The sequence below is a fragment of the Barnesiella propionica genome (assembly GCF_025567045.1).
Taxonomy (GTDB): domain Bacteria; phylum Bacteroidota; class Bacteroidia; order Bacteroidales; family Barnesiellaceae; genus Barnesiella_B; species Barnesiella_B propionica.
Window position 1 is genome coordinate 1 of sequence record NZ_JAOQJK010000004.1, and the last position, 14359, is coordinate 14359.

Consider the following 14359-nt stretch of genomic DNA (forward strand, 5'->3'; position numbering starts at 1 on the left):
GGATTTGTCACGGAAGGCAATTTCGTATCGGTCAAAGGTATTTCTTCCGGATTATATATATTGAAGATCAGTACTCAGAATGATATTAAGATTACAAAATTACTTATTAACAGAACTAAATAACCTTTTTATGAAAACAAAATTGGCAATCGTCTTAATGGCGTGTTCTTTTACGCTTTACGGACAAATTGTAAAAGTTGAAAAACATTATCCGGTCATGCAAAAAACGGAGAGCCGGATGTTTTATCCTGTATTAAGTGACGATGGAATGAAAATGCTTTATACATCGGAAAATTATGAAGGATTAAAAATGTATGATCTGTCAGGGAATTATTCCGAAATTATTACAACAGCTAAAGGGGCAGGTTTTGATCCTATATTTAATGAAAACGGGACGAAAATATATTATCGTCCGGTTGAATTTATTAATAAACTGCGCTATCAGTCTTTAAATTGCTATGACGTAAAATTAAAAAAAGCGGATCAGATCATATCTTCTAAACGTGAAATGAGTAAACCTATGGCGGTAAATGGCGGTATGACTGTTGCCGCTGACCGGAAACTGATGAAATCGAAGAATGCTTCTGTTTCAAAAAAATATGTTTACTCTCTTGTAAAAGAAGGCAAGATCGTTGTTTGTGACGGTGCATCTTCAAGAATAATTCGTCCTTATGGTGATCAGGTGCAAAGTTATTTATGGACAACAGTTTCTCCCGATGGCACTAAAATTCTTACAGTAGCTGTTGGCAAGGGCGTAGTCGTATTGGATATGAAAGGAAATATCTTATCGGAATTAGGCGATTATGAAGCTCCGGTATGGTATGGTAATGAATATGTCGTAGTAATGAATGCTACTGACGATGGCCACCAGTTTACTTCATCACAACTTAAGTTGATAAGTATTGACGGAAAACGTTCTCAAGACCTTACCCGTCCGGAAAGTATGGCAATGAATCCTACTGCTGCAGGTAATGCCGGTAAAGTAGCTTATTGCACGATTGACGGGAAAATATATGTAATGGAATTAAGTAATATCAAATGAAAAATATAATTATGAAAAAGATATTTCTATTATTAAGTATTTTATTGGCATTTACCGTACAGGCAAAAGATTTGTCCGGTTTAAAAATATATGTTAATCCTGGTCACGGAGGTTATGATTCGGATGACCGTAATGTTGCCGTATATCCTTATGCACAGGGTGATACTCTGGGCTTTTGGGAATCATCCAGTAATTTGCATAAAGGACTCATGTTACGCGATTTGCTTCAGGAGCAAGGTGCTGATGTAATGATGTCGCGTGTTTTAAATCGAACGGAAGATGACAGGGGGCTCGAAACAATAGGACGTGAGGCCAGTGAATGGGGTGCCGATATGTTTTTCTCCATTCATAGTAATGCATTGGGATCAGGATCGGAACGTGTAAATTATCCTTTAATGTTATTCAGGGGATATACACAGAATCCTATAAAGCCGGCCGATAAAGTAATGTCTAAAATATTATTTAAGCATTTGATCGAAAACGAGGTGGCCTACTGGACCCGTACCGAAGAGTATATTGCAGGTGATTTTGATTTTTATCCCGACTGGAATAATGCCGGTCTGGGCGTTTTGCGCAGACTGACCGTGCCGGGAATGCTTTCCGAAGGTTCTTTCCATGAATATGTTCCTGAAACATACAGATTGTTGAATATGGACTATAAATGGATGGAATCCTGGCATTTTGTAAAAGCTGTAATGGAGTATTTCGAGAGAGACGGTTTTACTAAAGGTAATATCGCGGGAGCTGTTTATGATAGTCGTATGACCCGTACCGAAACCTATAAACAGTTCGGTAGAGATAAATTGGTGCCTTTAACGAAAGCAAAAGTGACCCTTTTGCCCAATAATATTACTTATACAACCGATAACTTATATAATGGTGTATATGTATTTAAGGATCTGGAGCCCGGTAATTACCAAATCAAAGTAGAAGCGGCAGATCATTATGATAAGACTGTGGATGTTGTGGTTACGGCAGATAAGATAACATATGCGAATATGCCTATGGACCGGATACGCAGTACTCCCCCGGTGGTAACAAAATATTCTCCTGTAATGGCAGATGATAATGATAGTATAAATTGCAGGACTCCGATTACCTTGGAATTTAATTGGGATATGGATACCGAGTCTGTTATAAATGCATTTTCCATTGAACCGGCTGTAGAAGGTGATATTACTTTCGAGGATTCTCAGTATCGCATGATTTTCACTCCGACGCAGCCTTATGAAGTTGCAACAAACTATACCGTTAAGTTAGCCAAAACAGCTAAACATCCGGGAGAAATATCCATGGAAAATGATTTTTCTTTCAGTTTCCTGACTCAGGGACGTAATAAATTGTCGATGATAGCTGCAAGTCCTGACGGAGGCGTCATACATTATGCGAAACCGACTGTTGAGTTCCGTTTCGATCATGTATTGGATCCTGTTAATATTAGAAACTATGTTAAAGCTTATGATAAAGCAGGCGCGGAGGTTGCATTCAATGCGCGTGCTGTAACTTATAATAAAATAGGTGATGAATTCGGAAACTTTACAGCGACATTCTCGAATGACCTGAAAATAGGTGACGATTATGTAATTAAAATCACGGATGGTCTTAAAGATACCGAGGGGCTTAATGCCATTAAAACAATTGAAATACCTTTCAAAGCGGTAGATGTGCGTACCAATGAGGGTACTGTGGTAGAATCGTTTGAAGGTACGGATTTGTTTGCCTATAATGCGGAACAGAGCACCGGTGTAAAATCGGCTGCTGCTAAGAGGTATACGACCCAGAAATTGTTCGATGCGTCGTCTTATGACTTTACGTATACATTTGAGGGAACCGAAGGTTCTGTTATGTATGTAGTGTCTGCTCCATCGGCTGTAACGGCGAAAGGAAATAAGGTGATCGGTCTGCATGTATTCGGCGATCTGACCGGTAATGAAGTTTATTTACAATTTACGTCGGGTACTGAGGTACAATTGGTTAAAATTGCTACTTTGAATTTCAGGGGATGGCAATTCCGTGAAGTAAAATTGAATTTGGATTCGTCGAAAGACTATCAGTTTACCGGTGTCAAACTTGTTCGTATTAATCATCCATTGGCAGCTACGGGTGATTTCTGCCTGGATAATATGATCGTTTATGATCAGCTCATTAATAGTGTGGAACAAACGAAATCCGAAGGTTTGAATGTCTTTCCTAATCCGGCTTCCGAGTTTATCAAAGTGACATCGGAATCTAATATCCGTGCATTAGAATTATATTCTATTGGAGGGGCTTTGATTAAGAGAGTGAATGATTCGGCTCTTAAAGTGTCGGATGTTATTCCCGGTACTTATGTGTTAAAAGTTGAAACAGACAAAGGTGTCGATTCAGTTCCGGTTATTATAGTCAGATGAAGATGAAGATAAGAAGCATGTTGCTTATGGCGGGTATGGTTACGGCCTTATCCGCCGGGGCACAAGCTCCCGATTGGGGCAAAGGAGATACGATTGAATATTATTCGATAGGCCCCGGAGCCATGTATGCCCGCATTGAGTTTACCAAGAAACCTTTGCATGTATTTCAAACTACTATAGATTTGAATAATCCGTATAATAATGTTGAGTTATACCCTTCGAATTTGAAGACTCCCGATCCTCAGAGAGAAACTACGTCATCTCAATGTAAAAGTAATACATATGCAGGTCACCGGTCTTTTTGCGGGGTTAATCATGATTTGTTCCATTACAGTAATCAGACTACGGCGGCAGGTATTAATGCCCGTAATGGAGAGATCGTGAGCCATTATGGGAATTATGGCAGATCGGTTTTATCAATTAGTAAGGATAAAGTAGCTGAAGTATTCCCTCCGAATTTTAGCGCTTCTGTCATATTCGGGGATAATACCCGTTTAAATATAGATAATATAAACGAATCGGCTTACGGAATACAAAGTGTTAGAAATTGTGTTTTATTCAATCCGTTTTGTTCTCTGACTTTGAATGAGAGCGGGACATACGTATTGTTGGAACCGCAGGGCGAATGGATTATAAATGGAGAACCTACCGCTTGTAAAGTAAAAAGAGTCAGTCAGGAAGCTATTCAGCCTGACAAGAAAAGCCATATACTATTTGTAAGGAGAGAAGCAGAAACTCTCTTTAAATCGAAAGTGTCGGAAGGAGATGTTATTTATATATCTCAGGAATTCCTGGAAGGACGTTTTCCTAATTCAGGTCTTTCGGTTCCCCCGGCTAAAAATATATTGCAGGTAGCCCATGGCTGGCCCAGTGTGATACTGAATGGCGAATTGCACGATAAGGAATATAATGACTTTGTCGAACCCGGACGTGAAAATTGGGATTATCCTTGTACTTTGGCCGGTATAACTAAAGATGGGAAAAAGCTTTTTCTTATTACGGTAGATAAAGCAACGATGGTCGAGATAGCTTATTATCTTGTTTCCCAAGGGGCCTGGAATGTCGTTAATTTTGATGGAGGAGGATCTGCTACCATGGTTGTTAATGGCGATGTAGTCAATAATCCTACAGATGGGAGAGAAAGAGCTGTAATGGATTCATTCCAGGGTATTTCGTATGCTCCGGCTGATGATGAACTCGGATCAATTACTTTTTCCCGTCCTTCTATAGAAGCAATCCCTTTTGCATCGATACCTTTAAGACTGCTTTCTCATAATAAATATGGTGAAATATTGGATAGCGATTTAAAAGATGTGGAGTTTGTCTGTCCTGAAAATTTGGGTACTGTCGATTCGAATGGTAATTTTTTGGCTGGAGGGCAGGAAATGTCGGGAATCGTTACGGCACGTAAAGGAGACAAGGAGTGTGAATTGTTCGTTAATATTGTTCCGGCTGAAAATCCCATAAAAGTTGAGCCTGTGAATATTTTGATAGATAATATACGGGAATATCCGATAAATCTGACATCTGTCTTTGGGAAAAAAACATATAAGATAAATCCGGCCGCTTTTGATTGGGTATCTTCCGATCCTGCCTGTTGTATCGTTGAGGATGGAATAGTAAAAGGACTTGCAAATGGAGAAAGCGATTTGACCGGCACTTGTGGAGATAATACTTTGTCTTTACATGTAAAAGTGGAAATCGGTATGAATGAAATTGTGTGTGAAGATTTTTCCGATATGGCGGATTATCCTATGAATATGACTTCGGCGGTTACTAATCTTCATTTTGATAATACAGGTTTACCTGCAGGTTGGAATGACGGCGTGAATATGATATTTAATTTGGGTACTGGTCGCGGACCGTATATAGAAATGAAAAATCCCGTTACATTTTTCGGCCTGCCAGATTCTATTTCATTGGAATTGATGCCTTCAGCCGATTTTGTCCGGAATATAAGCATAACTTTTTCTTCCAATTTGAAGAAAGACTTTTTGTTTTATGAAATAGTGCCCGAACAAAAGAAGGATTCCATATATGTAGTGCCGTTTAGCACAGAGGACGCTGCATACGATATAACTATGTTCCCTATTGTAATGGAGAGTATCAAATTTAATTTGGACCAGCAAAAGAAAGGCAATGATTTGAATATTTTTATGAGGGATCTTAAAGCTTATTATCCTTTGAAAGGGGATATGAAAGTCGAAAGCGTTTCCCGGCAAAAAGGTTTAAAAGTTTATATTGACGGGGCTGAGAATCTGGTATTAGAATTACCGGGAATACAGACCGGGGCTGTAAAAACAGAGATTTGCAATATGGAAGGTCGGTTGTTGCTGGCCGATACAGGGAATATATCCTCGGATTCAATTTACAGTATACCTGTGTCTGGTTTTGCTCCGGGCATTTATGTGATAAAGGTTTATACCAAAGATTCGATATTTGTTTCCAAATTTCCTGTGAGATGAATTTAATTTTAAAAACGTATTGTTTATGAAACTTTTTAAAGTATTGAAATATGTTGTACTGGGGACGATTCTCCCGTTTTCGGCAGGAGCTGCTGCTCCTGAATGGGGGGTAGGAGATACACTGGAAAGCTATACATTAGGTCCTGGTATACAGTATACTAAAATGATTTTTCGTAATTATCCCATGACCGTATGGGTTACAGAGATAGATCTTTCTAACCCTTATAATAAGATCGAGCAGGTTCATTCGCGGCATGAGGTTCCCGATGTTTATCGCTGGACGGTTCCTCAGCATTTTACGGAAAATTCTTATCCCGGCCATCAGGTGCGGGTCGCATTTAACCATGATTTCTTTTCTTATGAGGCAGGTGTATGTATAGGGCTTAATATAAGTGAAGGAGAAATAGGTTACGGATCGGGCTGGGGACGTTCGTTACTGGCAATAAACAAAGATAAGAAAGCAGGTGTTTTTTATCCGGTTCTTAGTTCTTCATTGATTTTGCCGGACCAGAGTAAGGTGGGCATAGAATTTTTTAATTCTCAGGCTGCCGGTGTGACAGGAGATTGTGTGCTGTTTAATACTTTGAACTCGAGGATACTGTCTGAGACGGGAAAATATATAAAATTATTACCTAAGGCAGCCTGGACAGTAAATGGGCCGGATATACCTTGTGAAGTCTTAGAAATATCGGATTCTCCTTTGCAAACCAGTAAAACGGAGTGTGTAATTTTCTTGCGGGGAAGTAAATTGAATGCCATTGACGGAAAATTAAAAGCCGGTGATGTAGTGTACGTATCGCAAAAATTTGAAAATGGAAAGTTCGGAACTCCTCTTGAAAATATAACGGCAGCCTTTCATGGATATCCGAGTATAGCACATAACGGAGTGCTCCATGATGGAGAATATAATGATTTTGAAGGTGGTCGCGAATATGAGATATCTTCACATGTATTGGCTGGTATTTCCAAAGATAAGACTAAATTATACATTGTTTTGAATGAAATGTCTCCTGCCAGCTTGGGTACCGACTGTGTCCAGATGGCAAACTGGATGTTGGCCCATGGTTCCTGGGATATCGTTAATTTCGACAGTGGGGGTTCTGCTGCCATTGTTGTAGATGCGGAGATGCTTAATTATCCGGCCAGAGGTTCTATTCGTCCAGTAGAAGATGCATTATTGGCAGTATCTTTGGCGCCTGAAGACAAGAAGGTAGATCATTATACCTTTTCCCGGCCAAGCATATCTCCTTCTGTTATTTCTGTAACACCTCTATCTTTAATTGCTTTCAACCAATATGATGAGATTCTTGAGAAGGATGTGAAAGGATTTACATATACTTGTGTGCCGGAAGAAATGGGATATGTAGATGATGACGGATTATTTCATTCGTCAGCTACGGCTGTCGATGGAAAAATCATTGCCGAGAAGAATGGGCTCAAGTCCGAAATAAGGGTAACAATGAAAGGTGTTTCCGGGATTAAAGTAGGTTCCGATAATTTATTGCTTGATGGAAACAGGGAGTATATGATTCCTATCGAAGGCAGTGCTGGGGGGGCGAAATATCAGCTCGATCCGGGTGCATTTAGCTGGACTTCTACAAATCCGGACTGTTGTTCGATTAATAACGGTATATTAAAGGGTCTGGCCGAGGGCGAAACCGTATTAACAGGAGTATTTGATACTTTAACTTTGAATATCAATGTTAAGGTCGAAATGTGTGGAGGAATAAGAGTTGAAGACCATTTTAATGATCTTTCTGCCTGGAATATTACAAGTAGTTCTACAGTAACAAATTTGCGCAGTGATGCTGCGAATTTACCGGCCGGCTGGAAGAGTGGCACAAACATGAGTTTCGATTTAGGCACAGGCCGTGCTCCTTATATCCTTATGAATTGGGGCAAAGATTTTTATAGCCTTCCTGATTCGATGTCTTTGCAAATGTGTCCGCAGAATTCGGTTATTAATAAGATGGTATTTACTTTTACTTCACAGAAGAAAAAGGATTTCCTGACTTGTGAGATCGTTCCTGAACCGCAGAACGATTCGGTTTATGTGATTCCTTTTACCGAAGAAGGACAAGTATTTGATGTGCCCGTGTATCCTATAACGCTGGAGAGTATTAAGATAATGCTGGGAAACGCTTCGGCCGGGAAAGATATTAAAATCCCGTTGCGTGATTTTAAAGTGTATTATCCGGGCGATGATTCGGGGGTAGACGTATTGACATTTGAAAGTAAACGATTAAATGCGGATATTTCATATCCGGGATATGTCCGGCTTAACTTCGTTCAACCTGTCAGGTCTGAAGTTTCGGCCGCTATTTGGGATGCTTCCGGAAAACTTGTTTATAACGATCGTTTTGGAACCAAAGAAGTCGGCGATTGTACATTAAATATACCTGTCGGCGGTTTTAATCCGGGCGTATATATTGTGAAAGTGAAAACGGGAAGTGATATTCTTACCGCAAAATTTCCTGTAAGATAACATTTTTTGAGTTGTTTTTTTAGTTCACAGGTCGGGAATGTAGTATTTCCGGCCTGTGTTTTTTACATGTAAAATGCCCTGAATATATTCAATTTATCATTTTGTAACAAAAACATGTGATTTTTTGGATGATGTCAAAAGAAATTATATCTTTGTGAAAACTTGAAAGATAAATATAGATAGAAGAAAAGGGCAAGAGACAAATGTTTTTCCTGCCATGAAAATAGTTACATACTATGAAAATTATTGCGGAAAGCGGTTCTACTAGAACTGAGTGGGTTTTGGTTGAAAACAATACCGTCATAGAACATGCATTTACAGAAGGAATAAATCCTTTTTTTCAAACCCGGCGTGAAATAAGTCACAGTATTCGCCTCGATTTGCCGGAGTCTTTTTTTAAGAAACGCTGGGAGCAGGTTTTGTTCTACGGGGCAGGGTGTACCAATGTAGATAAGAAGAAAATACTGGAGGCATCTCTTGTTGCTCAATTTAAATCGCCTGTCATTGTTGAAAGCGATTTACTCGCTGCGGCACGGGGATTGCTTATTGACAGGCCGGGTATAGCCTGTATTCTCGGTACAGGTTCCAATTCTTGTATGTATGATGGTACGGTTATCGTAAAGAATGTACGTTCCCTGGGATATATATTGGGAGATGAAGGCAGTAGTGCCGTAATGGGGAAACATTTCTTGGGCGATTGTCTTAAGAATATGGCTCCGCGTTATCTGGCGGATGCTTTTTATGAAAAGTTTCGCGTATCTGCCGATGAGATTCTCGACTCCGTCTATAGTAACCCGTCTCCGAACCGTTCTTTGTCATCGTTCTCTTATTTTTTAGCGGAACATCTGGATGACGATTATGTATATAGTCTTGTTTATAATAACTTGATGAGTTTTTTCAGGCGGAATATCGCTCAGTATGATTATAAATCTTATCCTGTATGTTTTATGGGGTGGGTTGCCGATAATTATGCAGACTTGCTGCAGCAAGTTGCCGATGACTTTGGGGTAACTATCGAAAAGATAGAGAAAAATCCGATGAACGGACTTATCCAATACCATACGCTGTATAGGTGATATTTGCCTTTTTATTTCATATTTATTAGAAAGTTGTTTTGCGTGCTAAGCCTGTATTATATTAATATGGGTGGGGTTATGTTATTTTTTCTTGGATAATAGTTAAGCAAAGTTAGTTTTTTCTTTACAACTCGTAGCCTATGTTTTTTAATGTGAAATTAGTAGGGGTGAATTGAAAATCACTAAATAAATGTTTCCGATTCTAAAATATTAATTCTATATTTGTTCCGTGTAGAACGCTGAGGAGGATTTTAATACCTTGAAGAGACAAAAAGTGTTTGATTAATTTTGAAAGGATTGATATACCAAGGGTCTATTTAAAGCTTAGTTCTCAGGAGTTGATAATACCAGATAGTCGAAGTTGTAAACCAATGTTTATGAAACGCATTATTGTTTTACTGCTACTGTCCGCAGTAGTCGGATTAAGAGGAAACGCTCAGGATATTACTGCTTTGCAAAAACAGATTTCATATAAGCTGGCTTCGATGAAACCAGCTAATCTGGCTATAGGAAATATAGAAGTAAAGTCGATTCTGGTTGATGACAAAAAGAAAACCGTTTGTGTCGAAATGGGCGATTCTTTTTCTTATATACCTTTAAGAAAAAATAATGTGGCAGAATATTATAAAACAGTAAAAGCTTTACTGCCGGAAAATTATTCATCTTACAAACTTTCAATAAAATCATCTGGCAATCCGATAGAGAATTTACAACTGTATTCGGATAAAGGGAAAACGTTTACGACAAAGTGTGACCGTCCTTTGGTAACCCGTTTATCTTCTCCTTATGTTCCCGAGAAAGGTTTGTCGGGACGTCATATTGCTTTATGGCAAAGCCACGGATTTTATTTCGAAGCAAAACTGAACCGGTGGGAATGGCAGCGTGCCCGAATTTTCCAGACGGTTGAAGATCTTTATACCCAGAGTTATGTGATGCCGTTTCTCGTTCCTATGCTTGAAAACGCAGGTGCATGTGTCCTTACCCCCCGGGAACGTGATATCAATACACATGAGGTTATTGTAGATAATGACCGTAATAGTGATTCGTCGTTATATGAAGAGTTTAATGGAACGGCAAAAAATCTTTGGGAGACGGGGGGAACAGGTTTTTCCCATCTTCGTGAATACTATATAGATAATCAAAATCCTTTCATGGAAGGTACATATCGTCAAATCAAAACAGTAAAAGACGGTAAGAAAGTTAATGATAGCAAGATAAAGTGGACTCCGTTTATTCCCGAATCCGGTGAATATGCTGTTTATGTCTCTTATAAGACAGTTGAGAATAGTACCGATGATGCTCATTATACGGTCTGTCATAAAGGAGGTGAAACCGATTTTCTTGTTAACCAGACTATGGGAGGAGGCACTTGGATATATTTGGGACATTTTACTTTTGATAAAGGAAAAACGGGGTATGTTGAATTAAGCAACCGTTCCCGGAAAGCAGGTCGTGTATTGACAGCGGATGCCGTAAAGATCGGAGGCGGTTATGGAAATATTGCCAGAAAAGTAGGAAACCGTATTTCCGATAATGTAAAAAGTGCCGAAGCTGTTGCTAAAGAAAAAGAATCGGAGGTTCCTTCTATTGATTACGAATATGAATTAAGCGGTTATCCCCGTTTCACCGAGGCTGCCAGATATTGGCTGCAATGGGCCGGTTTTCCGGAGAAAGTTTATTCTTTAAGCAAAGGCGTAAATGATTATACCGATGATTATAAATCCCGTGGAGAATGGGTCAACTATTTGGCCGGAGGGTCTTCGGTATTGCCTGATAGTGCAGGGCTCAATATTCCGGTAGACATGGCATTCGCATTTCATTCCGACGCCGGAACTACTCCGAATGACTCGATTATAGGTACTTTGGGAATTTTCTGTACGGGTATTAATGGAGCAGAACCGAAATTTGCCAATAAGATTAACCGCTATGTTTCCCGTGATTTGGTTGACTTGATCATGACAAATATCGTAAATGATATTCGTCGTTTGCATGAACCGGAATGGACTCGCCGGGGAATGTGGAACCAGTCTTATTTTGAGGCCCGCGTGCCGCAAGTCCCTACTATGTTGCTGGAATTACTGTCACATCAGAACTTTGCCGATATGCGTTACGGGCTCGATCCTCGTTTCCGGTTTACAGTAAGCCGTGCCATATATAAAGGAATGTTGCAATTTTTGTCCCATCAATACAATCGTGATTACGTAGTACAACCTTTACCTGTCGATCATCTTAGTTCGGTCTTGTCCGATGAGGGAGAAGTGTCGCTTCGGTGGAATGCAGTAAACGATCCATTGGAAACTACCGCTGTGCCCGATAAATATATTGTTTACACTCGTATAGGTGACGGTAGTTTTGATAATGGGGTTTTAGTAGATGATACTTTTTTCCGTAGACGTGTTGAGCCCGGAAAGATATATAGTTTTAAAATAACGGCCGTAAATGAAGGAGGCGAGAGCTTCCCGTCGGAAATACTTTCGGTTTATCGGGCTCCTCAGTCCAAAGGTATGGTGTTGATCGTGAACGGATTTGACCGGGTGAGTGCTCCCGATGATTTTGTTTCCGATGGTATAGCTGGTTTTTATGATGAAAAAGATCATGGGGTTCCCTATCTTCGTGATATCAATTATATAGGCAGCCAGTATGAATTCCGCCGCCGTATTCCTTGGATGGATGATGATGCGGCCGGTTTCGGAGCGAGCCGTTCCGTTTATGAAGACAAAGTGATTGCGGGTAATACGTTCGATTATCCCGCCTTGCATGGCCGTTCTATCGCAAAAGCCGGTTATTCTTTCGTTTCCTCCAGCGATGAGGCTGTTATGGATGGCATGACGGATGTGAATAAGTACCGGTATATCGACTTAATATTGGGAAAAGAGAAACAAGTAAAGATGGGTCGTGGCGTATATGATGCGCAATTCAAAACATTCCCTGCTGCATTGCAGAATGCAATTGCCGGTTATTGCCGGCAGGGGGGGCGTATTTTGGTCACCGGAGCTTTTATTGCTACCGATTTGTGGGATAGAGAGGATGCCTTAGAAGAAGATAAGAAATTCGCCACGGATATATTACATTATTCTTGGAGAACCGGACAGGCTTCGGTCGAAGGGAAAGTCAAATCTGTAGCATCGCCTTTTAAAATGTTCGAGAAACAAGCACCTGAATTCTATAATGTTCCGAATGAACAATCATATGTAGTAGAATCTCCTGACGGAATAGAACCTTCCGGCGAAGGTAGTTATACGATATTCCGTTACGCCGAGAATAATCTGAGTGCCGGTATAGCTTACGACGGTCAGGAATATAAAACATGTATATTAGGATTTCCTTTCGAATCTATTAAAGAAGAAAGACAAAGAGATATATTGATGAAAAGCATATTAAATTTTTTTGAAGAGAATAATACAAAATAGATATAAACGAACAAACACTACAAATTATGGGAAAATTTATCCAATGTTTTGTTCCTTATGCCGATGCGGCACAAGTGAAAGCGACAATAGAAGGACTTAAATCTACCGATCAAGTATCGGATATATTTTTATTAGCTACAACCCCCGATGCTGCGCCTGTTGAAGGCTGTGTCGTATTGCCCGTGAAATCACTTAATTCGACCGAGACTATGCGCGCTATTGCTGCTCATGCTGCGGCCGAATATACAATGATCTATACGAAATATACTACATTGGAGTTAGGAATGTATGCTTTAGAACGTATGGTTCGTTTAGCTCAGGATTCTGGCGCCGGTATGGTATATGCCGATCATTATCAGGTAACAGGAGAAAAGAGGGTTAATAGTCCTGTTATAGATTATCAGTTCGGTAGCTTGCGTGATGACTTTAATTTCGGTTCCGTACTACTATATCGTACCGATGCATTGAAAGAGGCTGTTTCACGTATGAAAACCGATTATGAATTTGCCGGTTTATATGATCTTCGCCTGAAAGTTTCTCAAAAGGCATCGCTGGTACATATCAATGAATATTTATACTCCGAAGTTGAAAATGATACCCGTAAGAGTGGAGAAAAAATATTTGATTATGTAGATCCTAAAAACCGCGGGGTTCAGATTGAAATGGAAACTGCTTGTACCGAGCATTTGAAAGAGATCGGAGGATATCTGGTTCCTGAATTTGAAAAAATTGAATTTAGTGCAGGGAATTTTGAATATGAGGCTTCGGTTATTATTCCGGTTCGTAACCGTATTCGTACTATTCGCGATGCGATCCGTTCGGTGCTTAGTCAAAAAGCCGATTTTAAATATAACCTGATTATTATTGATAACCATTCTACCGATGGTACGAGCGAGGCTATCGACGAATTTGCCGGTGACGAACGTCTTATCCATATTATTCCGGAAAGAAACGACCTGGGTATCGGCGGATGCTGGAATGTAGGAGTTGCTCACCCTAAATGCGGGAAATTTGCCGTACAACTGGACAGTGATGACGTCTATAAAGATGAAAATACCTTAAAGACCATGGTACAGGCATTCTATGATCAGAATTGTGCTATGGTAGTAGGAACTTACATGATGACCGATTTCAATATGAACATGATTGCCCCGGGTATAATAGACCATAAGGAATGGACTCCTGAGAACGGTCGCAATAATGCATTGCGCATTAACGGTTTGGGAGCTCCGAGAGCTTTCTATACACCGGTTTTGCGTGATATAAAAGTTCCGAATACAAGTTATGGTGAAGATTATGCACTGGGACTTAATTTTTCCCGCCGGTTTCAGATAGGCCGTGTTTACGATGTAGTATATCTTTGTCGCCGTTGGGACGATAATTCCGATGCGTCGTTAGATATTGTGAAGATGAATGCTCATAATACATATAAAGACCGTATCCGTACATGGGAATTACAGGCTCGTGTTGCATTAAATAAAACGAAATAAA

8 protein-coding genes are annotated in these 14359 nt (G+C 39.9%); all 8 read left to right on the forward strand.

The annotated features are described in order from the left end of the window. Positions 1–123 (forward strand): T9SS type A sorting domain-containing protein (locus OCV73_RS14560; protein ID WP_147550527.1); only part of this gene is annotated, 123 nt, incomplete at its 5' end. Positions 124–130: 7 nt separating this feature from the next. Then, complete coding sequence (locus OCV73_RS06420; protein WP_147550529.1) at positions 131–1042, forward strand: TolB-like translocation protein; 912 nt, start codon at positions 131–133, stop codon at positions 1040–1042. 11 nt (positions 1043–1053) lie between these two features. Then, entirely contained in the window at positions 1054–3432 is a 2379-nt protein-coding gene (locus OCV73_RS06425; protein WP_167551224.1) for an Ig-like domain-containing protein, read from the forward strand. A 2-nt stretch (positions 3433–3434) separates the two neighbouring features. Continuing rightward, positions 3435–5897 carry a phosphodiester glycosidase family protein gene (locus OCV73_RS06430; RefSeq protein WP_167551225.1) on the forward strand — a complete coding sequence of 821 codons (2463 nt, stop codon included), beginning with the start codon at positions 3435–3437 and terminating at the stop codon, positions 5895–5897. A gap of 25 nt (positions 5898–5922) precedes the next feature. After that, positions 5923–8382 carry a phosphodiester glycosidase family protein gene (locus OCV73_RS06435; RefSeq protein WP_147550535.1) on the forward strand — a complete coding sequence of 820 codons (2460 nt, stop codon included), beginning with the start codon at positions 5923–5925 and terminating at the stop codon, positions 8380–8382. A 236-nt stretch (positions 8383–8618) separates the two neighbouring features. Beyond that, a complete protein-coding gene (locus OCV73_RS06440) occupies positions 8619–9458 on the forward strand; it encodes a hypothetical protein (protein ID WP_147550537.1) in 840 nt (279 codons plus the stop codon). A gap of 371 nt (positions 9459–9829) precedes the next feature. Then, complete coding sequence (locus OCV73_RS06445; protein ID WP_147550540.1) at positions 9830–12868, forward strand: golvesin C-terminal-like domain-containing protein; 3039 nt, start codon at positions 9830–9832, stop codon at positions 12866–12868. 26 nt (positions 12869–12894) lie between these two features. After that, the gene (locus tag OCV73_RS06450; protein WP_147550542.1) at positions 12895–14358 is read left to right on the forward strand and encodes a glycosyltransferase family 2 protein; all 1464 of its coding nucleotides are present in this window, start codon (positions 12895–12897) and stop codon (positions 14356–14358) included. Position 14359 lies beyond the last annotated feature (1 nt).